This is a genomic window from Nocardioides carbamazepini (assembly GCF_024614185.1).
Classification (GTDB): domain Bacteria; phylum Actinomycetota; class Actinomycetes; order Propionibacteriales; family Nocardioidaceae; genus Nocardioides; species Nocardioides carbamazepini.
Map to the genome: position 1 here is coordinate 768,845 of NZ_JAHTLF010000018.1, position 25,587 is coordinate 794,431.

34 protein-coding genes are annotated in these 25,587 nt (G+C 71.1%); 10 read left to right on the plus strand and 24 right to left on the minus strand.

Going from position 1 to position 25,587, the window contains the following annotated elements:
* Nucleotides 1–62 precede the first annotated feature (62 nt).
* On the minus strand, nt 63–1,400 hold the full coding sequence (locus KVF89_RS22315) for an MFS transporter (RefSeq protein ID WP_257428755.1): 1,338 nt from the start codon (nt 1,398–1,400) through the stop codon (nt 63–65).
* 211 nt (nt 1,401–1,611) lie between these two features.
* Between KVF89_RS22315 and KVF89_RS22320 the strand changes: the two genes are divergently transcribed.
* Nucleotides 1,612–3,462 carry a helix-turn-helix transcriptional regulator gene (locus KVF89_RS22320; RefSeq protein ID WP_257428756.1) on the plus strand — a complete coding sequence of 617 codons (1,851 nt, stop codon included), beginning with the start codon at nt 1,612–1,614 and terminating at the stop codon, nt 3,460–3,462.
* A 159-nt stretch (nt 3,463–3,621) separates the two neighbouring features.
* A complete protein-coding gene (gene nadE / locus KVF89_RS22325; RefSeq protein ID WP_257428757.1) occupies nt 3,622–4,410 on the plus strand; it encodes an NAD(+) synthase in 789 nt (262 codons plus the stop codon).
* Between the two features lie 25 nt (nt 4,411–4,435).
* On the opposite strand, the gene KVF89_RS22330 is transcribed toward nadE, so the two are convergent.
* The 3 genes from KVF89_RS22330 to KVF89_RS22340 all read right to left on the minus strand — a co-directional run bounded on the left by KVF89_RS22330 (nt 4,436) and on the right by KVF89_RS22340 (nt 7,144).
* A complete protein-coding gene (locus tag KVF89_RS22330; RefSeq protein WP_257428758.1) occupies nt 4,436–5,920 on the minus strand; it encodes an FAD-dependent oxidoreductase in 1,485 nt (494 codons plus the stop codon).
* 7 nt (nt 5,921–5,927) lie between these two features.
* Complete coding sequence (locus KVF89_RS22335) at nt 5,928–6,599, minus strand: DUF6766 family protein (protein WP_257428759.1); 672 nt, start codon at nt 6,597–6,599, stop codon at nt 5,928–5,930.
* 86 nt (nt 6,600–6,685) lie between these two features.
* The gene (locus KVF89_RS22340) at nt 6,686–7,144 is read right to left on the minus strand and encodes a hypothetical protein (protein WP_257428760.1); all 459 of its coding nucleotides are present in this window, start codon (nt 7,142–7,144) and stop codon (nt 6,686–6,688) included.
* 377 nt (nt 7,145–7,521) lie between these two features.
* Between KVF89_RS22340 and KVF89_RS22345 the strand changes: the two genes are divergently transcribed.
* The gene (locus KVF89_RS22345) at nt 7,522–7,965 is read left to right on the plus strand and encodes a hypothetical protein (RefSeq protein ID WP_257428761.1); all 444 of its coding nucleotides are present in this window, start codon (nt 7,522–7,524) and stop codon (nt 7,963–7,965) included.
* Nucleotides 7,965–8,231, plus strand: coding sequence for a DUF3263 domain-containing protein (locus tag KVF89_RS22350; protein ID WP_257429177.1), 267 nt, complete (start codon nt 7,965–7,967; stop codon nt 8,229–8,231). Before KVF89_RS22345 ends, KVF89_RS22350 begins: the two co-directional genes overlap by 1 nt.
* On the opposite strand, the gene KVF89_RS22355 is transcribed toward KVF89_RS22350, so the two are convergent.
* Nucleotides 8,228–8,395, minus strand: coding sequence for a hypothetical protein (locus KVF89_RS22355; protein WP_257428762.1), 168 nt, complete (start codon nt 8,393–8,395; stop codon nt 8,228–8,230). The genes KVF89_RS22350 and KVF89_RS22355 overlap by 4 nt on opposite strands.
* 44 nt (nt 8,396–8,439) lie before the next feature.
* Between KVF89_RS22355 and KVF89_RS22360 the strand changes: the two genes are divergently transcribed.
* From KVF89_RS22360 to KVF89_RS22380, 5 genes are all read left to right on the plus strand, one after another.
* The gene (locus KVF89_RS22360) at nt 8,440–8,946 is read left to right on the plus strand and encodes a hypothetical protein (RefSeq protein WP_257428763.1); all 507 of its coding nucleotides are present in this window, start codon (nt 8,440–8,442) and stop codon (nt 8,944–8,946) included.
* 46 nt (nt 8,947–8,992) lie between these two features.
* Nucleotides 8,993–9,193: a hypothetical protein gene (locus KVF89_RS22365; RefSeq protein WP_257428764.1), complete on the plus strand. Its 201-nt coding sequence runs from the start codon at nt 8,993–8,995 to the stop codon at nt 9,191–9,193.
* 160 nt (nt 9,194–9,353) lie between these two features.
* A complete protein-coding gene (locus KVF89_RS22370) occupies nt 9,354–9,656 on the plus strand; it encodes a hypothetical protein (RefSeq protein WP_257428765.1) in 303 nt (100 codons plus the stop codon).
* A 1-nt stretch (nt 9,657) separates the two neighbouring features.
* Complete coding sequence (locus KVF89_RS22375) at nt 9,658–10,011, plus strand: hypothetical protein (RefSeq protein ID WP_257428766.1); 354 nt, start codon at nt 9,658–9,660, stop codon at nt 10,009–10,011.
* A 74-nt stretch (nt 10,012–10,085) separates the two neighbouring features.
* On the plus strand, nt 10,086–10,697 hold the full coding sequence (locus KVF89_RS22380) for a hypothetical protein (protein ID WP_257428767.1): 612 nt from the start codon (nt 10,086–10,088) through the stop codon (nt 10,695–10,697).
* Nucleotides 10,698–10,802: 105 nt separating this feature from the next.
* Here the strand turns inward: KVF89_RS22380 and KVF89_RS22385 are convergent, their stop codons facing one another.
* The 8 genes from KVF89_RS22385 to KVF89_RS22420 form a co-directional block, all read right to left on the minus strand.
* Nucleotides 10,803–10,964, minus strand: coding sequence for a hypothetical protein (locus tag KVF89_RS22385; RefSeq protein ID WP_257428768.1), 162 nt, complete (start codon nt 10,962–10,964; stop codon nt 10,803–10,805).
* A complete protein-coding gene (locus tag KVF89_RS22390; RefSeq protein WP_257428769.1) occupies nt 10,961–11,638 on the minus strand; it encodes a hypothetical protein in 678 nt (225 codons plus the stop codon). The genes KVF89_RS22385 and KVF89_RS22390 overlap by 4 nt, the downstream gene beginning before the upstream one ends.
* Nucleotides 11,635–12,273: a peptidoglycan recognition protein family protein gene (locus KVF89_RS22395; RefSeq protein ID WP_257428770.1), complete on the minus strand. Its 639-nt coding sequence runs from the start codon at nt 12,271–12,273 to the stop codon at nt 11,635–11,637. Before KVF89_RS22395 ends, KVF89_RS22390 begins: the two co-directional genes overlap by 4 nt.
* Nucleotides 12,270–12,632 carry a DUF2746 domain-containing protein gene (locus KVF89_RS22400; RefSeq protein ID WP_257428771.1) on the minus strand — a complete coding sequence of 121 codons (363 nt, stop codon included), beginning with the start codon at nt 12,630–12,632 and terminating at the stop codon, nt 12,270–12,272. The genes KVF89_RS22395 and KVF89_RS22400 overlap by 4 nt, the downstream gene beginning before the upstream one ends.
* Before the next feature lie 110 nt (nt 12,633–12,742).
* Nucleotides 12,743–14,251: a hypothetical protein gene (locus KVF89_RS22405; RefSeq protein WP_257428772.1), complete on the minus strand. Its 1,509-nt coding sequence runs from the start codon at nt 14,249–14,251 to the stop codon at nt 12,743–12,745.
* Complete coding sequence (locus tag KVF89_RS22410; RefSeq protein ID WP_257428773.1) at nt 14,248–16,008, minus strand: hypothetical protein; 1,761 nt, start codon at nt 16,006–16,008, stop codon at nt 14,248–14,250. Before KVF89_RS22410 ends, KVF89_RS22405 begins: the two co-directional genes overlap by 4 nt.
* Nucleotides 16,005–16,253 carry a hypothetical protein gene (locus tag KVF89_RS22415; RefSeq protein ID WP_257428774.1) on the minus strand — a complete coding sequence of 83 codons (249 nt, stop codon included), beginning with the start codon at nt 16,251–16,253 and terminating at the stop codon, nt 16,005–16,007. The genes KVF89_RS22410 and KVF89_RS22415 overlap by 4 nt, the downstream gene beginning before the upstream one ends.
* A gap of 1 nt (nt 16,254) precedes the next feature.
* Nucleotides 16,255–19,644 (minus strand): hypothetical protein, encoded by a 3,390-nt coding sequence (locus tag KVF89_RS22420; RefSeq protein ID WP_257428775.1) that lies wholly within the window; start codon nt 19,642–19,644, stop codon nt 16,255–16,257.
* A 77-nt stretch (nt 19,645–19,721) separates the two neighbouring features.
* On the opposite strand from KVF89_RS22420, the gene KVF89_RS22425 reads away from it, so the two are divergent.
* Complete coding sequence (locus tag KVF89_RS22425; RefSeq protein WP_257428776.1) at nt 19,722–20,183, plus strand: hypothetical protein; 462 nt, start codon at nt 19,722–19,724, stop codon at nt 20,181–20,183.
* Here KVF89_RS22425 and KVF89_RS22430 read toward each other — a convergent pair.
* From KVF89_RS22430 to KVF89_RS22480, 11 genes are all read right to left on the minus strand, one after another.
* A complete protein-coding gene (locus KVF89_RS22430; RefSeq protein WP_257428777.1) occupies nt 20,180–20,491 on the minus strand; it encodes a hypothetical protein in 312 nt (103 codons plus the stop codon). The genes KVF89_RS22425 and KVF89_RS22430 overlap by 4 nt on opposite strands.
* A 68-nt stretch (nt 20,492–20,559) precedes the next feature.
* Nucleotides 20,560–21,165: a hypothetical protein gene (locus KVF89_RS22435; protein WP_257428778.1), complete on the minus strand. Its 606-nt coding sequence runs from the start codon at nt 21,163–21,165 to the stop codon at nt 20,560–20,562.
* A complete protein-coding gene (locus tag KVF89_RS22440; RefSeq protein WP_257428779.1) occupies nt 21,158–21,412 on the minus strand; it encodes a hypothetical protein in 255 nt (84 codons plus the stop codon). The genes KVF89_RS22435 and KVF89_RS22440 overlap by 8 nt, the downstream gene beginning before the upstream one ends.
* 106 nt (nt 21,413–21,518) lie before the next feature.
* Nucleotides 21,519–22,055, minus strand: a complete 537-nt coding sequence (locus KVF89_RS22445) for a phage tail tube protein (RefSeq protein WP_257428780.1) — start codon at nt 22,053–22,055, stop codon at nt 21,519–21,521.
* Nucleotides 22,055–22,501 carry a hypothetical protein gene (locus KVF89_RS22450; protein ID WP_257428781.1) on the minus strand — a complete coding sequence of 149 codons (447 nt, stop codon included), beginning with the start codon at nt 22,499–22,501 and terminating at the stop codon, nt 22,055–22,057. The genes KVF89_RS22445 and KVF89_RS22450 overlap by 1 nt, the downstream gene beginning before the upstream one ends.
* 80 nt (nt 22,502–22,581) lie before the next feature.
* Complete coding sequence (locus KVF89_RS22455) at nt 22,582–22,971, minus strand: hypothetical protein (protein ID WP_257428782.1); 390 nt, start codon at nt 22,969–22,971, stop codon at nt 22,582–22,584.
* Nucleotides 22,971–23,330 (minus strand): hypothetical protein, encoded by a 360-nt coding sequence (locus tag KVF89_RS22460; RefSeq protein WP_257428783.1) that lies wholly within the window; start codon nt 23,328–23,330, stop codon nt 22,971–22,973. Before KVF89_RS22460 ends, KVF89_RS22455 begins: the two co-directional genes overlap by 1 nt.
* 30 nt (nt 23,331–23,360) lie before the next feature.
* The gene (locus KVF89_RS22465) at nt 23,361–23,807 is read right to left on the minus strand and encodes a DUF6093 family protein (protein WP_257428784.1); all 447 of its coding nucleotides are present in this window, start codon (nt 23,805–23,807) and stop codon (nt 23,361–23,363) included.
* Nucleotides 23,804–24,319, minus strand: a complete 516-nt coding sequence (locus KVF89_RS22470; protein ID WP_257428785.1) for a hypothetical protein — start codon at nt 24,317–24,319, stop codon at nt 23,804–23,806. Before KVF89_RS22470 ends, KVF89_RS22465 begins: the two co-directional genes overlap by 4 nt.
* 23 nt (nt 24,320–24,342) lie before the next feature.
* Nucleotides 24,343–24,690 carry a hypothetical protein gene (locus tag KVF89_RS22475; RefSeq protein WP_257428786.1) on the minus strand — a complete coding sequence of 116 codons (348 nt, stop codon included), beginning with the start codon at nt 24,688–24,690 and terminating at the stop codon, nt 24,343–24,345.
* Nucleotides 24,690–25,586, minus strand: coding sequence for a phage major capsid protein (locus KVF89_RS22480; RefSeq protein WP_257428787.1), 897 nt, complete (start codon nt 25,584–25,586; stop codon nt 24,690–24,692). The genes KVF89_RS22475 and KVF89_RS22480 overlap by 1 nt, the downstream gene beginning before the upstream one ends.
* Nucleotide 25,587: the final 1 nt, after the last annotated feature.

Sequence of the window (25,587 nt, forward strand, 5' to 3'; positions counted from 1 at the left end):
AATCGACCCAGCGCGCCCCGGGACACGGATGAGGCGACAACCTCATCCCGCATCTCACCCCGTCAGGCGACGCTCGCCCGCGCCCTGTCCTCGGCGCGATGGTCCGGCACCGTCAGCCGCGCGAGGAGCGCCAGCGCGACCAGGGAGAGCGCGCTGCCGAAGGCGAAGAACGCGAAGTAGTTGCGTGACCGGTCGGCGCCGAGCAGGTCGCCGGTCCCGAGCGCCAGGAAGATCGGCCCGAGCGCCGGGACCATCGACTGCGGCAGGGTCCGGGCGATGTTGAAGTAGCCGAGGAAGCGCCCGCTCGCGGTCGCCGGGAGCACGGTCAGCGCCACAGCGAGGTCGAGGGCGACGTACGTCCCGAGGCCGGTGCCGGCGCACAGGAGGGCGACCACGAAGGCGGTCGTGCTGGTCGACAGGGCGAGCAGCACGTTGGCGCCGAGCAGGAGCAGGATGCCGCCGGCCATGACCGGGCGGTAGCCGACCCGGCGGGCCAGGGCCCGGGAGCCGCCGACCGCCATGGTCATGCCGAGCGCGGCGCCGATCGCCGTCACCAGGGCGACCATGGACGCGGCGTCGTGGGCCTCCTGTCCCGCACGCCGGATGAGGAAGAAGACGCCGTACACGGTCAGGCAGCTGTAGGAGGCCTGCGCGAACAGCCGCTGCAGCCACAGCCACCAGTACGGCGCCCCGGCGCCCGCCAGGGACCGGACCACGCCGCGCACCCCGGTGCCGGCCGTGGCCCGGGCGGACGCGGGCTCGACGGGCTCGACGGGGCGCGGCCGCGGCGTGAGGGTCCGCAGGTGCCGGCACGCGACGAGCGCCACCGGGACAGCGACGAGGGCGAGCAGCACGAACGCGACCCGCGGCTCGCTCAGGGCGACGCCGAGGTGCCCGGTGAGCAGCGCGTAGCCCACGAGGCCCCCGAAGCTGATCGCACCCGTCGCGGCCGCGGCGAACCAGCCGGACACCCGGGCCCGATCGGCCGGGTGCACCACGTCGGAGAGCGTCCCGTAGAGGGCCGCGAAGGCCGCGCTGTAGGACATCTGCGCGCATGCCCACACCAGGACCAGCGCCGGCAGGGTGGTCATATAGGTCGCCGTCACCACCGCCGCGCAGCCGAGGACCGTGCCGCCGACGATCCACGGGGTGCGGTTGCCGCGCCGGCGCACGGTCCGGTCGCTCAGCCAGCCCCAGACCGGGTTGAGCGACATCGCCGTCAGCGCTCCGGCCGTCTCGACCCAGCTCAACCGGGCCTCGAGCGAGATCCCGGAGTCGACCCCGCGCACCAGGAGGCTCAACCCGACCACGAGCGGGATGACGAGCGCCCCGAGGGCGCAGAACTCGGTGATGCAGAGGGCCGCGACGGTGGTGCGACTCAGGCGCTGCTCGGTGTCCACGGATCTCCTGCCCCAGACGGACGCGACAGGGTCGCTGCCGCACGCTAGCGCCCGATCGGTCATCGCGCACGAGGTTCGAGAGACTGCCCGCGGACCGGAATCGGGCACGCCGGGGACCTCCGGGAGATAGCCTTGACGCGGTCTGGGGCGGCTCAGGTCCCGGTCGCCCGCACGACGGGAATGGACGGGGACCGGCACCCAAGGAGCACCCGTGCTGGACGCCGATCCCCCGGTCCGCGACGTGATCGAGATCGTCGCGGTGCTCGGACCGACCGAGATCGCCGAGCTCGACGACCTCGGCGGCCCGGACACGACGGCCGCGGCCCTGCGGGCCATCGACGACGGGCACCTCCTGCTCGCGGCCGACGACTCGGTCGTGACGCTCGCCTCGCCCGTCCGGGGCACGAGCATGCGAGACGTCCTACGCCGCGAGCGGCCGGACCGGGTCACCGCTCTGCTCGAGCGGCAGTCCGACCTCCGCCTCGACTCGGGGCGGCTGGACTGCGGTCTCACGGCCGCCCGGACGCTCGGCGACCCGACCCGGCTGGGCCGGATCATCGACCGGTGGGGCGTCGACCTGGCCCACGGTCCTTACGCCGCAACGATGTTCGAGGTCACGGCCGAGCTCCCTGTGGAACTCGCCTCGTCCCTGCCCGGCCTGGCGTTCCGGTTCGAGGACATCGGGCGCCTGCCCATCGGCACCACCCGGGTCCGGCTGCCCCGCACGGCAGAGGAGGCCGAGGCCGAGTTCACCCGCGACGGCGACGTCCGGCTGCGCCAGGCCCTTCTGCCGCTGGTCACCCGACGGCGGCTCGGGCGCTTCGACGACGCGATGGCGATCGTCCGGGCGGCCACCCCGCTCGCGGAGGCGTGTGTGTACCCCTGGTACGGCGACAAGGGCCGGATCCTGCCCTACTGGTACCTGCAGGCCGGGATCACCGCCCAGCTGGCCGGTGACCTGGCGACCGCGCGCACCTACTTCCTCAACGCCTGGACCCACCGCGCCCGCGACCCCTACGGGTTCGTCGCGCGCGGCACCGCCGGCAAGCTCGCGCTGATGGACGCCTTCCGCGGTGACCACGCGGCCGGCGCGGGTTGGCGGAAGGAGGCCGAGGCGGCCGGTCGGCGACCGGACCTGTGGGTCGACCGGTTCGTGGAGTCGAACCTCCCCGCGGTGCGGGCGATCGTGGCGGTCGACGGCCTCGACCCCCAGGCCGACCTCCACCTCGCCGCGACACCCCATCCCACCCAGCGGGGCGAGCAGTGGTCGATCCTCCTCTGGATCCACGTCCGCCACGCGCTGACCAGCGGCGACACCGCGCAGGCACGGCGCTGCCTCGCCGACACCCTCGCGACCCAGCGCGAGGCGCTGTCCCGCACCGGACTGGCGGCGGCCCTGGTCCCGCTGCTCCGGGCCGAGGTCCACCTCGCGATGGGACAGGCGAACCAGGCCCTGACCGAGCTCACCGGCGCACCGGACGTCGCCGGCGCGGCCCGCGTGCTCCGGGCCCGCGTCCTCCTGCTCGCCCGGGATCCGGCTGCCGCGCTGACCGTCGCGGAGACCGTCGTCCAGGACGAGAGCACCAGTCCCCGCGCGAGGACCGAGGCCCTGGTGCTGATCACGGCTGCCCGGTCCGCGAACGACGACCGGCCGGGCGCGGTGACCGCCGCGCGCCGGGCGGCCGCGCGGGTGCTCGAGCAGGGCGCGTACCGCGCCCTGGCCACCGTCCCCCGGTCGATCCTGGACGACCTGGTCACGGACGTACCCGCCCTCGCCGAGCTGCTGGACGTCCTCGACCGGCGCGGGATCACCGAGATCTACCCGAAGTCGGTGGACCTGGTCACCGTGACGAGACGGGAGCGGGACCTCCTGGTCGACCTCGCCTCCGGCCTGTCCCTCCCCGACATCGCGAAGGCCAACTTCGTGTCGGTCAACACCACCCGCACCCACCTGGCCAGCCTGCGCCGCAAGCTCGACGCCCGCTCCCGCGAGGAAGTCGTGCTCAAGGCCCGGCTGCTCGGCCTGCTCGCCGACGATCCGGTCACCCCAGCGAGGTTCTGAGCGCGGCCGGGTGCACGTCGGAGTCGCGGAGGAGGCGGGTATCCGGCGATCGGACGCGGGTAGGGAGGAGGGACGCCGGGTCCGGGAGGTCGACGGATCTCCGGGCCCACCGACGTCGTACCGCCCTGGGCGAGAGGTGGAGAGCGTGGGAGGCACCCAGTGACCAGCCAGGACTCGATCCGGGCCGCGCTCGGAGTCGCCGCGGTGTTCGAGGCGTCGGCCGACGCCGAACGCCGGATCGGCTTCCTGGCCGGCTACCTCGAACAGTCCGGCGCGTCGGGACTCGTCCTGGGCGTCAGCGGCGGCGTCGACTCCACCGTGGCCGGACGACTGGCAAGCGTCGCCTGCGCGCGCACCGGCCGAGCGTTCACCGCGATGCGGCTGCCCTACGGCGTCCAGGGCGACGAGGCCGACGCGGCGGCCGCCCTCGCGTTCATCGAGCCGACGGAGACGATCACGGTCGACATCAAGCCCGCCGTCGACGCGCTCCACCGGGCGACCGGCTCCGACGATGCGCCCCCGGAGGTCGCGGACTTCGTCAAGGGCAACATCAAGGCCCGACAGCGGATGGTCGCGCAGTACGCCGTCGCCGGGCGGCTCGGCGCCCTGGTGGTGGGCACGGATCACGCGGCGGAGGCGGTGATGGGCTTCTTCACCAAGTACGGCGACGGCGCGTTCGACGTAGGTCCGTTGCTCGGCCTCACCAAGTCGAGGGTGCGCGACATCGGGCGCGCACTCGGCGCGCCGTCGCACCTGGTCGACAAGGTGCCGACCGCCGACCTGGAGGAGCTGCGGCCGGCGCTCCCCGACGAGGTCGCGCACGGCGTGACGTACGCCGAGATCGACGCCTACCTGGTGGGCCGGGAGGTCAGCGAGCAGGCGCGAGGCGTCATCGAGAGCGCCTACCGCAGGACCGCCCACAAGCGACGGCTCCCGCCCGGACCCTGATCCACGGCCACGCCCGAGGCCGAGGTCAGCCCGCCGGAGACAGCGGGTTGACGGCCGGACCCTCGATCACCTCGCCGTCCTCGGTGAACCGGGAGCCGTGCAACGGGCAGTCCCACGAGCCCTCGACGTCGTTCCACCGCAGCGTCCCGCCGAGGTGCGTGCAGACGGCCCGGACGGCACGCCCGTCGGCGACGCCGACCGGGCGCGGATCACAGCCCACCCTCCCGACGTCGCCGCGGTCGGACTCCTCGGCCGGCGACACGGGATGCGCGACGGCCCGCGCCAGGGCGGCGGTCGCGACGGCACCGGTCTCCACGTTGCGGCGTACGACGGACGCGGCGGCCGCGGGACGCGTGATCCGCCGTTCGAGCGGACGGGCCCAGGACGGACGCGAGCCGAGGATGCGCCCGGCGATCCGCAGCGCGGCGCCGACCCCGTTGGACAGCCCCCACTTGTCGTAGCCGGTCGCCACCTGCACCCGGCCGCAGCCGCGCGGGAACCCACCGACGTACGGGATGCCGTCGTGGGAGGCGTAGTCCTGAGCGGACCAGGCGTGGGTCTCGACGATGCCCGGGAAGGTCGTCTCCGCCCACGACCGGAGCTCGTCGAGTCTCGCGAGCTCGGAGCCACCGCGACCGACGACGTGCCCGGCGCCGCCCACGAGGAGCGTCCCACCGGGTGCGTCCCGCAACGAGTACGTCGTGCTGCCGGCGCTCAGCATCATCCCCGGCAGCTCATCGGCCCCCCGGTAGGCGAGCAGGTACGAGCGGCGCGGCTCTAGCTTCGCGAAGTAGAGCCCGCGGTCGAGGATCGGCGTGCCCGTCGCCAGCACCAGATGACGGCTGCCGAAGGCGCGCCCGTCCGCCGTGCGCACCTCCGGGTCGCGACCCCACGAGACATCGACCACCCGGCTGTCCTCGGCGATGCGGCCGCCGTGCCGCTCCAGCTCGGCGGCGAGAGCCGCGACCAGCGCCGCCGGATCCAGCTGCAGCTGGTCGGCCAGGACCACGGCACCGTGCACCTCGAACGGCACGTCGAGGCTCTCGCGCCACGTCACCGGCACCCCCAGCTCGAGAGCGGCGCGCCGCTCGGACTCGGCCCGTCCGACCTCGTCCGCGGTCGCGGCGAAGGTCACGGCGTCGCGACGCTCGTGCGTGACGCCGTGGTCCTCGCAGAACCGGGCAAGCCAGGCGACGCCCTCCCGGTTGCCCTCGACGTAGGCAGCCGCAACGGCCTGGGGGTGGTGGTTCAGCAGCCTCGACAGCTTCGTGCCCTGCAGCAGCGACACCTTCCCGGTGTTGCGGCCCGAGGCGAGGGCGCCGACCCGGGCCGCTTCGAGGAGGACCACCTGCCGGCCCGCCCTGGCCAGCAACAGCGCCGTGCACAGGCCGGAGATGCCTCCGCCGACCACGACGACGTCGCTGACGCCGCCGTCCACGTGGGGTCGGGTGGGGGCGGCGGTGCCGTCCCAGTACATCGAGCCGGTCGACCCCTGCTCGTCTGCGGACATCACGGCATCAGCCCTCGACACCGGTCGCGTCGTGCGACGCCCCGACCGGCTTGCTCTCGGGGGATCCGCGCTGACGCAGGTAGATCGCCAGGACCGCCATGGATCCGACGGCGAGGAACTCGGACTGCCAGTTCTGCAGGGTTCGCGACCAGAAGTCGGCGCCCAGCACATAGTCCTTCCAGCTGAGCGGATCCTGCAGCGCGGCCAGCCGGTCCTCGTTGTGAGCCACCTGCCCGGCGATCGACTGCGCGAGCCAGGACCCGAGGAAGATCGCACCCATGACCAGCGTGAGCGACCACGAGAAGACGGTGGTGCGCCAGCCTCCGGCCGCTGCCCACCGCGGCGAGTCCTCGCCGGCGAAGCGACCGACCCGCTGCTCCTCGTCGGACTCGAGTCCGGCCTCGCCGAGGCCCTTGGACTCCGGGGACCCGCGCTGGAGCAGCCACGTGGTCGCCGTGATGTAGAGCAGGAACTGGAGGTACTCGCTCTGCCAGTTCTCCGCGACGTCGACGGCGAAGTCCGAGGACGTCAGGTAGCGACCGAGCGAGAGCGTTCCCAGACCGTCGGCGGCCTGCTCGGCGTTGAGCGCCTGCCAACCGGCGAAGGCCTGGCCGACCAGCGCGAGCACGAAGATCACACCGAAGAACAGGCCGAGGAGGTGCGGCGTGAGCCGACGCACGTCACCACCTCCCCAGACCGATGACGAGGAAGTACGCGAGGCCCACCACGATGACGGCGAGATAGCAGACGAACATCGCGCGCATCTCAACCCACCTCGACCAGGCACTCGTGGGGCCGGTCGCCGTGGGCCGGCGCGCATCCGACGGCGGTCACCCGCCAGCCCTCCTTGAAGCGGGAGAGGAACATCGTCTCCCCCGGATGGTCGACCTGGGCCATCGCGCCGTACGTCCGGGTGACCGCCCTGCCCGAGGGCGCCGCCAGCTCCTGGTCGAGGATCGCCTGGGCACAGGGCACGCCGTCCTGCTGCTCGAGCGAGCTGCGGGCCTCGGGTGCGAGGTCGGCGCAGGCCGTGGTGCCGTCGCCTGCCGCGAGCGCGTCGTAGAAGTGGGCCGCGCGCTCGGCTGCGGCGCTGTCCGTCGATCCGCAACCGGCAGCCAGCAGCGTCAGGGCGAGCGCCGGGACTGCGGTGAGTGCCGGTCGTCGCCTCGATCCGGTGCAAGTGAGCCGCCGGTCGCCGGCGAAGGTGCGGGTCGCGTCGATCATCGGTGCCTGGTCCGTTCAGGGACGACAGGTCGAGCGGTCCGGCTTGCCAGACCGAAGGCTCGGCCCGCGTCGGGCGGAAACTGAGATGCCCCGAGGTACCCCGCTGGTCGCTCCGCAACCGGCAGCGGCCGACGGGGATCAGGACGGAGGAGGCACCGAAATGGACGAGGCCCCGGATCCTTGGATCCGGGGCCTGTCACACTTGCACACGTGCGCGAGGGGGGAGTTGAACCCCTTTCGGGCTCGGCGCCTGATCAGCGAAAACCGCCTCTGACCTGCGCGTTCTTCGCTATCGCGTGTCCCAGTATGCACTCTCTGGGCCCCTCTATGTGGACACCGTCCATGCTCGTGTCGGACCCCCGACCTAACGTCCCGGCATGCCTCAGACGCTGACTCCCTCCCGCCGGATCGTCAACGAGATCCGGGCCCACTTCGAGAAGCCCGTCCACCAGCCCAAGAGGTGGGGCGCACCGTCGCTGACTGGCGACCACCGGCGAGAGATCTCCATCGCCGCGTCGCGTGACCCTGGCGTCGACCTGGGGCCAGGTCGGAGCTATGCGAGCGGCCTCCACCTGTCGTTCCTGGCGCGCGTGGATGGCGAGCCGGCGACCATGCTTGACGACGACCTCAGTGGCTGGGCTCGGGCGATCCTCGGCGCCTACCTTCCGTGTGCGGCGGTCGACCCGACCGCGGAGCCCGGTGATCCTCACTTCACGCCCCTGTCGCATCTCACTGTCCACCTGCACGTCTACCTCGACGACCGCGGGCGAGCATTCATGCCGGGCGGCCCGCTTGCCGTCACGCCGTGGCGGGCTGCCTGATGTCGGGGGCCGGCGAGCTGTCGGAACGGGACCGGGCGATGCTCGAGTTCGAGCGGCAGTGGTGGAAGTACGCCGGTGCCAAGGAGAGCGCCGTGCGGGAGCAGTTCGACATGAGCGCGACCCGCTACTACCAGGTGCTCAACGTGCTGATCGACCGGCCCGAGGCGCTCGCTGCCGACGCGCTGCTGGTGCGGCGGCTCAGGCGCCTGCGGGCCCAGCGGCAGCGGCAACGGTCGGCGCGGCGCCTGGGCTTCAAGCTCGGCTAGCGATCGACCCGCACGCTCAGCAGCACCCAGCCCTCGGGTACCGCTGCCCGCACCTCGACCATGCCCGCCTCGTAGTCGTCGGTCTCGACGGGCCACTCGACGATCTCCCGGTCGCCGGTGTGGTCGTGGGGCGTGCGGGGGCGGCGGCCGGCGTGGATGATCACCGGGCCACCTTACGGTGTTCGAACACTTGTTCTAATCTGATGCCGTGTCAGGACGCCGCCTCTACCGCTTCGCCCCGGGCCCCCGCGGCGGGTTCCGGTCGCGGTATGTCTGGGTCCGGCCGACCTACACGCCGGGCCTGGAGACGCCCGGCCTGCTCCTCGACTGGCTCAGCGACGACCAGGGCTCCTGGTGGGCACTCGTGCACCGACTCCGCGACGCCACGACGCCGTCGACCGGCGTACCGGCCGCCGCGGTGACCGAGATCGTCGCGGCCGAAGACATCCGAGGGACTCCGCGGTTCGACCCGCCGGGGCCCAATGGCCACGGGCTGCCCGTCACGGCCGAGAGCCGCCACGTCTGGGTGCGTCCCCCTCACCTGTCGTCGTACTGCCCCGGGCTGGTGCTCCAGCTGGCCATGGACGCTCCGTACACCCCGATCGCACTGGTCGCCTACGTCCCAGGTGTCGAGCACGGTGAGGCGGCCATCTTGTTCTGGGCCACCCGCGGCGAGCTCGCCGGCGTACCGGCCCGGCCGCCCGCAGCCCGGTGACGGCGTTCCACTGCGGGGTGCGAGGAGCTGCGCCTAGGCTCCCTGGATGGCGCGAATGACACCGGCCGAGGCCACCGCGGTGAACGTACTCTTCGGCTACCTGGTCGGCCAGCCGGACGAACCTCCCGCCGCTGTCGTGCGGGCGATGGAGACCCTGGCCTCGCGAGCGCACAGCCGGCTCCAGGCCGGTGTGAGCGAGGTGACGGTGCGCAAGCAGTGGCCGTCGGCGTACGACGACGGCCAGTAGCCGCAGCTGTCCCTACGAGCGGCGTCCTCGCATCGACCAGCCGATGAGCAGCCCGCCGGCCGCTGCGACGAGGTGGGTGGCGACGAGCAAGGTGTCCATGGCCGTAGTCTTTACCTTCCTGGTCTTGTATAGGGATATACGGATCTGTACAGTTCTATACATGAACGGCACCGAGAAGCAGATCACCTGGGCCACCGACATCAAGGCCGCCTGGATCGCCAAGGGCACCGCCCGCATCGAGAAGTGGTCGGCGCGCGACGACAAGCCCGAGCTCGCCGCCCGCCTGATCACCGACGCCGAGGCATGGATCGCCACCGTCGAGGCCATCAACGACGCCGCCACCCTCATCGACACCCGTCACGGCTCGGCGTCGAACCTCCTCGACGTCGCCAAGCACCGTGACCTCATCACGACCGAGCAGCGCGACGCCGCGCTCACTCTCGCCTGCGCGACGGGGTTCTGAGATGCAGCGCCACGAGCTGGATGCCTGGCTCGGCGACTTCGCCGACACCCTGACCGGCGATCAGAAGGACGACCTTGCCGGGGTCATCGACGCGATCACCTGCCGCTACTCCGATGAGGACGACGAACGAAGGGACGCCGCCGTGGCAGGCGCGACGTCCCTCGCGCTCGGGGATCTCACGCTGGAGGACGCTGCCGACGCCTGGCGGACCGCACGGGAGGCTGAGCGAGCAGCGATGGCCGCGCTGACAGGGGCGATCCTGATGGCCGACCAAGAGGGCGATTCGGAAGCGTCGATCGTCAAGCAGACGCGAGTCAATCGGATGACGATCCGGAAGGCACTCGGGAAGCAGTGAGCGCGCGGCGGCTTGTGACCCGCGCTGAGGCCTGTGTTGCGCTGGGGTGCAGCCGGACCGCGATCGACAGGTGGATGGTCCGGGAGCCGGACGAGTGGCCGGATCCCGTGCGGTACGAGGGCGGCGGGGGGAATCGGGTCGGGCTCTACGACCTCGACGCGCTGCGTGAGGTCAGGGACCGTCTGCATCCACGGCGGGTGCGAGCGTGGTCGGCCGAGGAGGACGCGCTGGTGCTCGACCGGCGACTGAGCGCCCCTCAGATCGCTGAGCGTCTGGATCGCTCGGTCGACAGCGTGCAGGGGCGACGCGAGAAGCTCGGTCTGGTGATGCGCCCGCGCCCCGAGCGCGACGAGTGGCTGATCGCCCGCACCTGCACTGAGTGTGGACAGCTGCGCTGGCGTGAGGAGTACCGGGTCCTCGGCCGGGACCGGCAGCGCGTCAGCACCTGCGTGGCGTGCATGGACGCTGCGCTGACCGAGCGGACGGCCGCGGCACAGGAGCGCACCGCAGGCACTGCGCGCCGGCACGCGCAACGATGGACTGGCGCCGAGGTCGAGATCGCGCGCCGCGACGATCTCACTGTCGAGCAGGCCGCCGCGATGCTGGGGCGGACGTACCACGCCGTGGTCAAGGTCAGGTATCGCGCCTCTCGCGACCCCGCGTGGCTCGCAGCCTTCCGGACATGACGAAAGCCCGCCCGTCTCCGAAGAGACGGGCGGGCTGCTTCCACCGGAAAGGAAGGATCGTCCCCCATGAAGGACGATTCCGACGGTACGCCGGGGGTGGTGACGTCAGTCGTCGCTGGGGACGTTGAGCAGCGCCATGACCAGAGCCAGCCACAGTGGTGCGGCCTCGATGGGGATCACGCCGTAGAACGTGAGGACCGCGGCGGCTGCGACGGCGATGCCGTAGATCCAGCGGCGGACGGTAGGGGTGAGGATCTTCGTGCTCATCGGGTCTCCTTGATGGTGGCGGTGAACCAGCCGTGCATCCCCTTCGGGGCGGGCTGGCGGCGGATGGTGATCGAGGCGCCCGTCGTGATGACGCCGTCGACGTTGGACGCCATGGCGACGTGGGCGCCCTTGGGTGCGATGTGCTTGCGGGCGGCGGCGGCGTTGCCGTTGACGTCGCCGGCGAGGACGGCGCGGCGGCGCCGGCGCAGCCAGCGGCGAGACCAGCGCGCGGACGCGCGCCAGGCGCCCTTGTTGCGGCCCCGGGTGAGGATCCCGCCCGAGGGTCCGCCGGGCTCGAAGTGGACCGCGAGCACCGGCCACCGCTCCCACGTGCCGTCGTCCTGCTCGACCTCGAGGACGAGGATCAGGTAGCGGCGGGCCTGACGGCGCTTCTTCGTGAACGGCCCCCACCACGGCTTCGTCATCTTCTTCACCCGCACGCGGCGGACGCGGACGTCGTCGCGGACCAGGGCGGCGACGTCGTGCGCCTCGGCGCCGAGCTTGCGTGCCTGCTTGGCGGTGAGGCCGTCGGTGGCGCGGACGAGGCGGTACCCGGCCGGGCTCTTGGTCAGGTGGTACGCCTCGGTCGCGATGCCGGCGTGCGCGCCGGCGAGGGCGTCGGCCAGGTCGATGTTCTCGCCGGCGATGTTCCCGGCCCACAGGACGAGGGTCATCGCTTGTTGATCTTCCGCAGCTCGCGCAGCGCGGCCTTGATCCGCTCGGCCTGCGCCGGGCCGGCCTCGGCGAGCTGGGCTCGGCCCTTGGCGATCATCTTCCGGATCCGCTTGGGCCGCTGCTTCTTCCGGGCCGGCTCGGGGTTCCAGTCGTGGCTGGTGAGCCAGTCGTAGATGTCCTCGCCGGGGCAGGAGGTCGCCTTGTGGTCGCGGTGGCCGTTGACGAGCTGGCCAGCGCCGCCAGCGCGCCGGAGCCAGCCGACGGCGGCGATCATGCCGCCCTTTCCGGCGTCGCTGACCCCGTCTCGCTCGCCGCCGAGGTAGCACACGGCGTACCAGTCGTCGTTGGCCGCGGTGTTGCCGTTGGCGGCCGACTTCACCCCGGGGCCGCGTCCCTCGTAGATGACGCCGTGGGGGCAGACGATCGCGTTGTAGGCGATGTCCGCCCAGCCTCGGGTGTCGCGGTGGAACGCCTGGATCGACCGCACCTTGTCGACGCATCGGCCGTGTGGGAAGACGCCCATGTGCGGGCCCTCCCAGTGCAGGGTGACGCCCTTGGTCGCGCCGATCGGGTGGCTGGCTCGGGTCGCGCCGCGGGGCCGACTGCTCCACTGGGCGTAGGGGATGACGGTCATGGCTTCTCCTGTCGGGTCTCCAGCGCCACGAGCCGGGCGTGCACGGTCGCGTCGGTGGTGGCGGCACTGGTGAGGTGGGCGTCGAGCTGGCCGCCGATGCGGGCGACGGCACGCGAGGTGTCGTCGCCGGTGAGGCGGACCTCGGCGACCTGCGCGGCGAGGGCGTCGATGTCGGCGCGGAGGTTGGTCTGGTGGCTGTTGGCGACGTGCTCGCGGGTCTGTTGGACAGGCTTAACGATCTGCTCGCGTAGCCAGGGCAGGGCGATCTTCCACATCGCCCCGGCGAGGCCGAGGATGGCGAGCAGGGCCCCACACACGGCACCGGCTCCGATGAGAGCGGCCTGGGTGGTGTCGGTCATCGAGTGCCTCTCGGTGAGGTGGGCGTCCGCCGCCAGGGCGTGACGGCATGGCGGGGAGAGGTCTGTCGCGGCGGGAGGTCGGCGACGACCAGAGACGGTGGGGAGTGCGCCTACCGGGTGAAGAAGACGGCGTTCATGTTGACCATCCCGAAGTTGGTGACACCGGCACCGCCTCCGGTCGCGGCGAGGAGCCGGAACTGGATCTGGTTCGCAGTCAGGCCCGGCGGGAAGTCAACGAAGGCGGAGAGGCTGGTACCGAGGGCTTGGATGGCGTCGTTGTGGTTGTGCACGTAGGACGTCGCGATCTCGACCCAGACCGCGCCGCCGTTGCCGGACCACCACAGCTTGTAGCCGACGGCCTGGTTTCCGTACTGGCAGCGGGCGTTGACGCTGGCGTTGATGTAGGCGCGGACTGCGCCGGCCGGCGGGGCGGGGACCATCCACTTCGCGATCTCGATGTCGCCCGAGTTGATGCCGAGGACGATGTTGCCGCCGTTGACCGGAGAGGACGAGGCGTAGCCGGCGATCTCGCTGGAACCGCCTGAGGTCGCTGCAGCCATCGCGTCCACGGCAAGGTTGTTGACCCGCTCCAGCGCCGACTCGGGATCGCGTGCGGCGAGCCCGACCGGGTTGATCTGGATCTCGTCGTCGGTCCAGTCGTAGTCGGTGTCCCCGATGACGATGGTCGTGTTGTGTGCGACGCCGCGGGCATCGGGGACGCCGAGCAGGCGGATCGCGTCCCCGGCCTTGATGAGCGCGAGGTCGGCGATCCCGCCGCCCTTGGTGGTCACCTGGCCGCGGGTGAGGGTGAGGCCGTTGGTCCAGCCAGAGCGGCCCTGCTGCTCGTTCCAGATCGACGCAGCCTCTGCCTGTGCGGCGGCCAGGGTCATGGGCGCCCGGCCGGTGACTAGATCCTTGGGGGCCTCAATGCCGCCGGTCGGGGTGCTGGCCGGGTAGGAGGCGATGTCCTGGGCGCCGGTGGCGACGTTGGTGAAGCGCACGAAGACCCGGTCGACGCGGTCCTCGGACGCGGAGCCCAGGACGCCGGAGCCGGGGGCGACGTACCACTTCGGGTCGGACTCGTCGGTGGGCGCGATGGTCAGTTGACGCTGCTCGTTGACCAGCCACCGCGAGCTGTTCTTCTGTGCCCACACATCGAGCACGGACCGCACCGTGACCAGTCCGCTATCGGCGTCCCCGATCGGGGTGGTGCCGAAGGAGACGCCCCGCGTCCACGACAGCACGCCACGGGCGATCGCCGCGTCGATGACCGTGTTCGGTGTCGTGCTGCTGTTGCCGGACCCGTCGAGCGACATCGCGGTCTCTGCGTCACGAGAGGCGCCGATGGCGATGAAGCGGCCCTCGTCCCAGTCGGGCTCCTCGAGAGTGCCGGACCAGATCACGATCGGGCCGAGCATGATCTCCACCAGGGCGCCGTACACCAGTGCGGGGTGGCGCCAGTTGCGGACGAACGGGTTCGGCGGGATCACCCACGACGCCTCCCACGACCCGTTGGTGCGGGTCTTGTGCTCGAGCGCGCCCCAGCCCTGGGGGACGATCGTGGACAGCCAGAAGCCCCCGACCCGGACCTCGGGACGGGTGACGGTGCGCCTGGTCATGCCGCCATGTGGCCGAAGCCGCGCTCGTAGAACTCGATCTCGGACTGGGAGGCGAGCGAGCTGGTGGTGACGGTGTTGATCGCCATCGGGCCGGGCTCGAAGCGGTGCGCGCCGAAGGACTGGCACTTCCAGTCCACGCAGACGCCGCCGGTGCCCTTGGCTCCCGTGCCGCCGTAGACCGAGGGGCGTGCCGCGCCGAGCTCGGGGGATCGGATCTCGAGCCAGGTCATCGAGTCGGAGTCCTGGAGCCAGGTCAGCGCACCGTCGTGGAGGCCGTGGAGCCAGCCCTCGTCGAGGGTCATGTTGGGAGTGCCGGTCAAGGTCAGCTCGACCATCTGGTCGGCTTCGGCCCGGATGACCGGCAGCGGGAGCGCGCCGAGGTTGAGGACCCTGGAGACTCCGCCCGTGGTCGGCACGGTGACCGACCCGGCGACGGTGACCGAGGATCCGACCGTGAGGCCGCCGCTGCTGGACACCATCCGCGCCGACCAGCCGAACGACCCGGCGGTGCTCACCAGCATCTTCGCCATGAGCGCGTAGGTGCCCTCGGTGAGCAGCGACGCGGCGAAGCGGCAGATCATCGGGGTGGACAGCGTGTTGCGTGCCCCGGAGACCATGGTCGCGTCCCCGGTCACGGCCGCCGACGTGATGCGGTAGGGCCGCAGGGCGTTCTTCCATGCCAGGTTGCGCGAGGAGAACACGAGGATGTCGGTCCCCAACGCGGCGGGGGTGGCATCGAAGAGCCGGATCGCAGCCGTCGTGGGCGCCGACCCGGCGACCGTGACCGTGCGCGAGAGCTGGCGGTTGGTGCCTGATCCGGGGATGGTGTCGGTCCGCGAGATCTGCCGGACCGTCACGCGGGTCCCAAGGACGCCGAGAATCCCGCCTCGGACGTGCAGGGTGGTGAAGGACGGGGGCGGCCGGAAATAGCAGAGCGTTCCGCTCGTGGCGACCGGCTGAATGGGAACCCCGTCGATCCGGACGCTGATGTACTCCGGTCCGCCCACCCAGGAGTCAGGTGTGAGCTTCGCCTCGCCGGTCGCGTCGACCACGAGATAGGGCGTGGCGCCCATCGCCACGGCACCGTTGCGTTGGACGAATGACAGGGCAGAGCTGTGCTGGAACTGGACGGCCTGGCCCGACTCGGCGAGCACCGGAGTGCCCGGCCACGTCTGCTGGTCGGTGGTGTATCCGGCGGTCCAGCCGGTCAGCGAGGTGCACGCGTCGATCGAGACCGTGGTCGGCGTCACCGGCGGAACCGGAAGCGCCGGAGCCACCGTCGTCTCCAGGCCACGCACGAACGGCAGGCACACCAGCGTGAGCAGGTAGTAGCGGAAGGCCCGCATCTCCTCGTCGAGGTCCCACGGACCCGAGTAGTCCCGCTCCAGCTCGGCGGCCACCACGTCGAACACGCACACCGGCGCATCCTCGGCGGGCGGCGTGTACACCAGCGGCGCCTTCGCCTCGGCCAGCACCTGTGCGAACAGCGCAGCCTCGGCCGCAGCCAACGCCGGACCAGCGACCGCAGCTGTTCCCGGCGAGAACCGCAGATGGATCTTGATCTCCCGGTTGTCCCAACCCTCCAGGACCGCCAGCGACCCGTCGGTCAGCAGTGACTTGATGACCTGGGTGATCGCCTTCGGGTTCCCCAGGCCGGTCTCATCGGCCATCGCGTGGATCAGGAAGCCCTCGGCAGGCGGCGCGGCCTCCGGGTCCATGAAGTCCAGCGCACCCCAGGAAACGTCAGCAGTCGTCACGGTGTGACCTCCGGATCGATCGGCGGATCAGGTACGGGTGGGGACAGCACCGCGATCGCGGCGTCGATCTCGACGACCTCGGCGCGACACGCGGCGAGGAACGCGACCGCCTCGTCCAGGCCGGCGCGCAGCTCGGTGACCCGCGCCTCCTGCACGCCGATCGAGTTCGGGCCGCCGGTCAGTACCGCGCGGCGAGCCACGAGAAGCGCGACCACGGGCCCCTGCTCGGGAGATGCTTCGGACACGTCAGCCCCGCCTTCCGTTGCGGGAGCCGTTGCCAGCGCCCCTGTTGGTCTTCTTGCCGAACTGGTCACCTGCGGACTTGCCCGTCGCGTCCGGCGCTGCTGCAAGTAGCCGGTTGGCCTGCGCGAGCTCGGCTTTGACCTGGTCGAGACGTGCGTTGGTGCCTGCGAACTGCGCGCCGAACGCGGCGTTCATGCCAGCCGTCTGCGCCGCAGCCACCGCCAGCGCGCGGTCCTGGAACGCCCGCTCGTACTGGTCGAGCTGGTCCGCGCTGAGGTCCGACCAGGCGGCGATGGTCTCGTTGTCGGCCTCGGCCAGCAGGGCCGCGAGGGCGTCCTCGCTGAGGCCCTTGTCCCGCAGTTCCTGAATGTCGGCCGTCTGACCCTTCGCCGCCGCGGTGTCGCCGAGCAGCGTTGCCATGACGTCCTCGAAGCTGCTGCCCGCCGACCAGGGGTCCGTGGCCCCGAACAGGTCCGAGGTGAGCCGGCCCTTGATCACCTCACCGAGCGAGTCGGCCAGAGATTCCCGGGCACTGATCTCGTCCTCGATCTTCGACTTCGACTTCTCTAGTTCGGAAGCCCACTCCTTGACCGACTTCCCCAACGCGGGGAAGTACCCGAGGACGTTGTCGCCCTTGCGCGGGCCACTGGAGCCGGCCAGCGTCGAGACGATCTGCTTGCCCGCCGTGCCGCCACCCGCCGCAGTGCGCGGCGACGACAGGCCCCGCATCAGCATCCGCTCGACGACCTCCGCGCGCGACAGGCCCGCGTTGATGTCCTTGAGCTCCGGCCGGAACTGATCTGCCTGGCCCCGGCGGTTGGAGATGACCTCCTCCAGCGGCGCCAGCATGTACAGCAGGTAGTCCCGGTACCCGCCACCGTCGTCGGGCACGGTCGAGCCCACCGCGGCACGGACCGGCCGGCCACCGCCCCGGGGGATAGTGCCGCCGTCAGCGGGGTTGATGCCCTTCTCGGCCGCGTTGGCCGATCCCGAGGCAGCCGCCGCGCCGAACATCGCCCGCAACCGGGCGAAGGCGCCGGCCGCGTCGAGCTTGGCCGTGACCGTGACCGTCCGCGGCTTCGTGAGGTCGTTGAGCTGGTTCGCTGCGTGCTGGCGAGCGCGCTGGAAAGGGCCGTCGGCAAGGTCGATCGACGGCTTGGTCTTCTTCTTGTCCAGCCGGTCCAGATCACCGTCGACCGCGCGGCGCTTGTTGTCGAACGCGGTCGGGTCAGCGTCGATCTTCGGGGACGCGTTCGCGTTGCCGAGGTTCTGCAGATCCTCCTCGGCCTTCTTGGCGTCCTTGCCCATGCCGCGGATCTCGCCCCGGCCGTCGCCGAACGCCCCGTTCAGGCGCTTGATCGCGCCCTCGCCGGCGTTCGCCAGTCCCTCGACAGCCTGCGCGGCCGCGGGCCCCTGGTCGATCAGCTCGTCGATGATCGACTCGTTCAGGCCCTTATCGCGCAGGGTCTGGATGTTGTCGCGGAAGTTCGCGAGCGCGCGGACCTGTGCCTCGAACGCGTCGAGCCAGCCCGACAGCGAGAACTTGTCACCGGCGATCGAGTCCGAGAAGTCCAGGAACGACTTCGCCGACTCCCGGGCCGCATCACGGCTCGCCAGCAGCTTCGCCTGGATCAGATCCTGGCTCGCGGCCAGAGTGTCGGCCGAGGTCGCGGCCTGACCCGCGGCGGCGCCGGTGGCCTTGAGTGCCTCGGTGTAGCCGGGTAGGAGCTTGAGCAGGTCCTGCTTCGCCGAAGCGGACAGGTCCTCGGCCTTCGTCATGTCGTCGAACGCGCGCTTCGCCTCCTGGCCGCCAACGGTGGTGACCATCTCGACCAGTGCCTGGTCCAGCGCCGCGGCGGCCTCCTTGGTCCGCTCGGCCTCGTCGCCCATGTGCTTGAGCTGGGGCACGAAGATGCCGGCGACGTCGCCGATGTTCACGCCGAGCAGGGAGGCATTTTCGGCCGCGCCGGCGAGATCCTCGGACAGGCCCCTGAGGCCGCCTTGGTTCGATGCCCCCAGCAGTTCCTTGAGGCTGCCGCCTAGCTCCTTCTTGAGGGCTGCGCTATCCAGGCGCTCCAGCGAACCCGCGAGCTTCTCGACGTCGGGCGCCGCGTCGCTGGCCGACTCTCGGACGCCGTCGATGATCTGGGTGCCGAGCTGGATCCCGATCAGCGCGAGCGCAGCCTTGTGCACCATGCCCAGCGCGGCGGCCGTCCGGGGGCTCTGCGCGCCCATGGCGGCCAACTGGATGTTCGCGCCCTTGAGGGCCGCATCGAGACCGCGGGAAGCGAGCGAGAGGGCCGAGACCGCGGTGACGGCGGTCATGATCGGGGTGCCGAGCGGGGAGTCGGCGATCGCCGCGATTGCGTCCGCCAGGGCTGCGATGGAGTCTAGGACTGGCCCGCCGAGCGGGGCGGCGGCCTCTGCGATCTGGAGGATGCCGTTCGCGATGGCACCGGTGGCCGCTGCCAACTTGGGGCCGGTCTCACTCACGTAGTCGAAGAAGCCCTCGACATCGGCGTCGTCGAGGTTGGTGGCCCAGTCGTCGAAGGCGCCGGCGGTGTCGACGAGCCACTTCCGGAGCCCGTCGTTGCCGGGGTCGCTGACCATGAGGAGCTCGGCGAGCCCGTGGGTCAGCGAGCCGAGCGCGGTGGACAGGTCGGTGACAGCTTCGGGGGCTTCGGTCTCGATGTACTCGAAGAAGTCGCGCCAGCGCTCGCCAGCGAGCGAGGCGGCACCTTCCGCGACCGCGTCACCGCCGGCCTTCGAGACGGCCTCAAGGATCCGCTCGATCCGTGGCGCCGCCTTCTCGAGCGAGGCGAGGGCGTCGGTCAGTCCGGGGAACCAGCCGCGGGCCGCGGCCTTCTGCAGGTCGCCAAGGACGGGGCGGAGCTCCTGGAAGCGGGCAACGAAGTCGCGCGCCTCGGGGGCGAGCTTCGCCATCGCCTGCTCGGCCTTCGCCAGGTTCTCGGCGGTCGGCTCCAGCCGGGCCGCCTCGACCGCCTTGAGCGCGTCACCCACGCCCTGCGCCGCGACAACCAGGGACAGCGCCCCGACCGTCGCCAGGCCGAACTGTGTGACGAGCCCGGCGACGCCCGCGGCCGCCACGGCACCGATCGGGGACGCGGCCGGCCCGAAGACGGCCACGAACCGCGCGAGCAGTGAGAGGCGACCGGAGAGCTGGTTGATGTCCGCGCTCGCGCGACGGGTGCTCTTCGAGACCCCGTCCATATCGCGCTCGACCGTGCGCGCGAACCGCGACGACATGACCGCCTGGCCTGACAACCGGTCCAACTCGTGGTTGAGCGTCGCCGTCGCACCGGCGCACCGCCTCATCGGACTGGAGAAGTCGTCATCCAGGCTGACGACGACGCGCTCACGGCGAGTGCCCACGCGCACCTCCCAGGGTCTTGTGAATGGAGCGCGGCAAAGTGGCCGCGGCGGGGAGCGGAAGGACCTACGCTGCGGGCATGGTGAACCTCGTGCGCGCGCTCGCAGTGGGGCTGCTTGCTGCCGTGATGGGCGGTTGCGGCGGCGCGGAGAAGTCAGCCGAGGCGCCGAAGCCAGAGCCGAGCCACGTCGAAACGGCCGACTGCCGGACTTCGACGACGGCGCTACTTGATGATGCCGAGGCGGCTGCCGAGCAAACCGAGGCGAGTCAGGTTCTGCGATACGCCGAAGCGATCGCGGCGACCATCGAGAATGACCTCGGATGCTCGGCAGACGTGCTGCGAGGTGTGATCGACGTTGTCACCGAACTGGAGAGCTTTCACGAAGCCCTGGCCGAGTGCGAACTCAGGGGACAGTGGTTCTCATTGCGTGATGACGGCCAGCCCGACGAAGCTGGACCATGCGTTGAGGCCGACCGTCCTTTCGCTGACGCCAAGGCCAGCATTGTCGAGACCAGGAAGCTTGTGGACCTCGTGCGCTAGCGCTGGAGCGTCTGGGCGTTGATCTCGACGGGGTCGTCGAGCCAGTTGTCGTCGGGCGTGAGGTCGTGCTGGGTGACCCAGGTGGTGACGCCGTCGCGGTAGTGGAACGGGTGGTTCGGGCCGCGTTCCTTGGCCCAGTGCTTGAACGTGCCGTTGTGGTAGGGCGCGTCCTTGTGGAGCTCGTCGTAGCGGGCGTTCGCGGCGGCGAGGGCCATCGAGGCGTTGCAGACGGTGCGCTGGGGGAACCAGCCGCGCGTCGGGTCGGCGCACTCCTCACGCGGGTTGTGGCACTGGGGGCACTTCTCCATCTCGCGGAGCCAGTCCGCGATCCACAGGTCGCGTTCGAGGTCGTCGAGCGCGTCGAACTGGTGGAGGGTCAGTCCGAGTCGTCGGGCGATGTCGAGATCGCGGCGATAATCCGCTCGACGAGCAAGGACGCTTCGGCTTTTGGGATGGTGGCGTCGGCCTCCCAGTTGAGCCGGACCGCGGCGGCGAGGATCGCGTTGAAGTGCGGGTCGGACAGGTCGTCGCTGAACGCCTCCGCGGCATCGTCGTCATCGAAGGCGCTGCGGATCGAGGCCAGGACCAGCTCGTCGGCGATGGTCTCGAAGTTGAAGCCGTGGTGGTCGTCCTCGTGGGGGACCTCGATGTCGCGGGTGGTGCCGTCGTCGCCGGTCACGGTCTTGGTGATCATGCGCGGTGGGTGGGCGTCCTGGAGCTCGCGCTTGTCGCCGCGGCGTAGGGCCTGGATGGTGACCTTGCGGGCGCGCTCGGTGGCTTCGTTGACGAAGGCGTCGTGGGCCTCGGCCTTGGTCTGGAGGTCGCCGGAGATCTCGGGGGTGGTCTCCGAGAGCAGCCGGGGCCCGACGACCGCGGACGAGGCTGCCTGCATGAGCTCGGCACGCAGCTCCTCGATGCGCTGGAGGTCGCCGCCCTGGAACAGCGGGACGCTGACGGTGGGGCGCTCGTAGGTGTCAGCCATCGGTGCGCTCCTCGCAGAGGCGCCGCGGCTGCTCGACTTCGACCATCTGTGCGTCGACCTCGGCGTCCTCGATGTCGAGGTCGAGGACGTTCGCGAGCAGGGTCAGATGCACTCGCGACGGCCGACCGGTCGCATCGCCGACATCGACGGAGACGCTGTCCGCGAGGACGTGCTTGGTGATGTCGGTGTTGTCGACGAGCAGACGCGGCTCTCGGCCGCCACCGATCTGGATCTGGACGTGGGTCATGACTCTCTCCTTGGCTGGGTGGGCTGGGACGGCTGGGATGGAGGGGTGGTGGACCCGCCGCCGCCTCCCAGCCAGGGACGGCGGCGGGCCGATCAGGGGCGCCGGGTCAGGGGCCGGCGACGATCTCGACGTTCCACGCGGGCGCACCGGTGATGGAGGCGCCCTGGGTGAAGGAGTAGACGCCGTCGGCACCAGTGGAGGTCTTGCCGGGGACCTTCACGCCGAGCTGGACGGGGATGATGTCGACGAACTGGCCGACATCGAGCTCATCGCGGGCAGCGACGTTCTGGCGGCGCCACAGGAACCCGTTGAGCTGGTCGACCATGGTCTCCCACGCCTTCTTGCCGTCCGAGGCTGCGGCGGCCTGCGGGGAGAAGGACACGATGAGGTCGGGCATGGCGAAGGTGACGGTGCCGTTGACCTCGTACTGCTGCGTCTCGCACAGGATCCGCGGGAGCGTGACCTTCTCCTGGTTGGCGGTGGGGTCGCCTTGCTCTCCGAAGAGGCTGCAGGAGAGGTTGAAGTTGGTCAGGGCGTCGAGCTCGGTGAGCTTGGGGACCTGGATGTTGGCGACGGCGACGGCGAAGCCCCAGCCGTCGTTGCCGAAGCTGCGCTGCAGCGCGGGCTTGATCGCGAGAGCCATCAGGCGTTCTCCTTCGGGGTGTCGGCCTGCTGGCCGTCGGTGAGCGGCTGGGAGTCCGCCGCGGGTGCGGCGGGAGTCGTGGTGGCGCCGTCGGCGACCAGCGCCTCGGCCTGCTCGGCGTCGTCGGCTTCAAGGACGGCGACCAGCGCGGCCTTGTTGCCGGTGACGGAGAGCTGGTGCTCGGCGTCGCGGCTGTCGTTGCGCTGCGCGATCTCGGCCTTGAGGGCCTTGACCGTCTGCGCGGCGTACCCGTCCGGCTTGCCGTCGGCGGCAGGGTCGAGGGTGGTGAAGTACTTCGGCGGCAGGGGGCGGCCGGCGGAGTCGATGGCGGGCTTGTCGAGGACCTCGTAGCCACCGGTCGCCTCAGCGTGGGACTTGGGGACGGACAGCTGGTGGCCGGTCTCGATCTGGCGGACGCGGATGTACTCAGGCGTGGACGCGGGCATGGGTGCTCCCTTGCTGGGTGGGATGACGGAGCCGCCGCGCCGCGTGGTGATCCGGCGGCGGGCGAGTGGTGGTGGCTGGGTCAGTAGGTGAAGGACGCCGAACCGACGAAGTAGCCCTCGACGGGCGAGACCTCGTCCTCGTCGCCCTCGTACTGGGTCGGCGGGTAGGTCTCGCCGGCAACGGTGAGGCGCGCGAACCGCAGCGCCTCGAAGCACTCCTCGCGCAGCCGCTGGGCGTTGGAGACCGCGTGCTGGGAGAACCACCAGACGGTGACCCGGTAGCGCCGCACGCTGGTGGTGGCGTCGAGCAGCAGCTCGTCGGGGGCGGTGAAGATCTCCGAGACCAGGACCTCGACGTACTCGGCCGGCCGGGTCGCGGGGACGTCGTCGGGTGCGTAGGCGTGCTTGGGCGCGACCGCGGTGTCGAGGAGGGCGACGATGGCGGCCTGGTGCTCGGCGAGGGTCGCCATCACAGGCTCTCGGCGAGGATCTTGCGGACCCGGGCGGTCAGGTCGGGGCCGACTTTGTCGGCGGCCTTGGGGAGGTCGGTGTTGCGGCCGTGGCGGAACCCGACGCCGACGAAGTTGCTCTTCGGGGTGCCGTCGGGGCCGAACTCGCCTTCGAGGATGCCGGTCATCTCGGCGTTGACGCGCTTCCAGTAGTGCTCACCGTGGGGGCCGGCCTTCTCGCGGGCCAGTGCTCGGGCGAGGTCGCGGCCGAACTGGGTGGACTGCCGCACGGCGCGGCTGGCCTTGGGGGTGAAGTCGACCGCGGCCGACTCCTGCCGCTGGGCGAGGCGGTCGATGTGGTGACGGACCTTGACGCGCACGACGACCTCCCTTGACCTGGCTGGGTGTGGCTAGAGCTGGACAACGTCGAGACGTCGGGCGGTGGCGAAGGACTTGGCGGGCACCGCGACGACCATGTAGCGGCGGCCGAGGAGCGCGGGGTCGTCGAGCCGGCCCACGGCGGTGATCTCGTACTCCCAGGCCCCGTCGAGGAGCCCGCGCTGCTCGCCAGCGACGGGGACCTTCGCGCTGATCGGGATGTGCAGCCCGGCCTCGATCACCGGCCGCTCGACGTCGCCGATCTTGATGTAGCGGGTCGCGGTGTCGGCGCCGGCCCGGGCGCCGCCCTGGACCTTCCCGAAGGTCGAGCCCTCGGGCGTGAACGCCGGGACCTTGTAGCCGTCGGCGTCGAGGGTGAACCCCGCCGGGGAGTAGGCGGCGAGGGTCAACGTCATGAGCGACTCGGCCTCGCGGCGCATCCCGGGGAGTGCGCGGGCGATGTCGTCTTCGAGGGTCACGGGGTGACTCCGTAGATCGGGTGGCCGGCGATGTCGGCTCCGCACGAGCAGTAGGCGCCGCCGTAGACGACGTCACCGGTGCCGTTGACGTAGGTGTTGGCGGTGCAGGTCTCGGCGTGCTGCACAGTGCAGCTCGAGGGACGGATCGAGAACGCCCGGCCACGTTGCTTGGGAGCCAGCAGCGCCCACCACTCGTCGAGGATGGTGACGCGGCCCTTGCCCGAGCGGTACGTGCGTGACGCAGACGCGTCATCGACGGCGGTGGTGACCTGGGTGGCGTCGTCGGGGTGCTGGATGTGCGCGACGACGGCCTCGCGTACGACGTAGTCGAGCTTGGCCTGGTCGAGGTCGTCGATCGTGGGGACCTGGCCGGGGCCGATGCCGACCAGGCGCGCGGTGATGAGGAGCAGGGCGTTGGAGATCCACAGCTCCCACTGCTTGTACTCCGGCGAGCCCTCCTCGGGGGCGGTGCGGCCAAGGGCGACCGCGATGTCGTCTGGGGTCACGGCCATGACCGCACCGCCTTCCTGGGAGGTCAGTCCTCGTCGGGCTCGGCGCCCGTGCCCGGCGAGCCCTCGTTGTCGGGGTCCTCGTCGTCGTCGGCGGCGGTGCCGCCGGCGTCGGCGTCGTGGTCGTCCTGCTCGAGGACCGCGACCAGCGCGGCCTTGTTGCCCTTGTTGACCAGCTGGGCGTCGGGTCCGCGGCCGGCGTTCCGCGTCGCGATCTCGGCCTTGAGCTCGTTCGCGGTCATGCCCGCGTAGCCCTTGTCGTCGTCCGCCGGGATGGTCCCGTCGAACGGCTGCCACTCGCTGCCCAGCCGGGCGGCCGTCTCCTCGGAGCAGGAGACGACCGCGCCGGTGCGCACGCTGCGCAGACGGGGCATCAGGCGGCGTCCAGCACGACGGCGAAGGCCGCCAGCTCCGCGATGCCCCAGCCGTAGACGACCTCCGCGCGGACGGCGATCTGGTTGTTGCGCTTGAGGTCGCCGCCGCCGTCCGGGTCGCCGTACTTGATGACCTCCAGGCCGAGGGCCTTCTGCACGCCCCAGCGGACCGAGGAGAAGTCGCCGACGACGCCGAGGATGTTGCTCGCAACCGCGGCGACGCCGACGGCGCCGACGGTGTTGGACACCGACGCACGGTGGCCCTCGACCTCGGACACCGCGGTGTCGAGCTTGAGGGCGGGGTAGAGCTTCTGCTCGGAGTTCGTGCCGCGAGCGGACGCGAACTTGGCGGCGTACAGCGGGTCGAGGGCGACGTCGCGGGGGACGAACCCGTCGGCCATGACGAGTGCGTCGGCCGCGTCGAGGCTGACGTAGGGCTTGTCGGTGGCGACGTACTCCACCGAGTTGGGGCTGTCGCACAGGCCGCCGTTCATCGCGGTGACCTTGGCGCCGCCGGTCGGGTTGATCTCGTGGATCACACCGAAGTCGAGCGCCCGGGACAGCGACGGCTGGATGAGGTCGAGGATCTCGTCGACGACCTCGAGCTGCCGGTCCTCGTCGGCCCACAGGACCTCCTCGTTGAACCGGAGGGTCTTGTGGAACTTGAAGGGCTTGACGGTCTTGACCGTCGGGGTGACGGTCGAGGCGCCCTTCTGGGCGCCCTCACCGACGTACTCGGCCTCGCCGATGTTGAAGGTGAAGAACTCGCCCTCGCCGAACGTCTGCGGGGTCACCGCGGACAGGGCCGCCACGGTGGAGCCGTACTGGATCTTGCCCAGCCACGGCTCGAGCTTCTGCTTGGGGATCGAGAGGGATCCGGTTGCGAGCGACGTCATG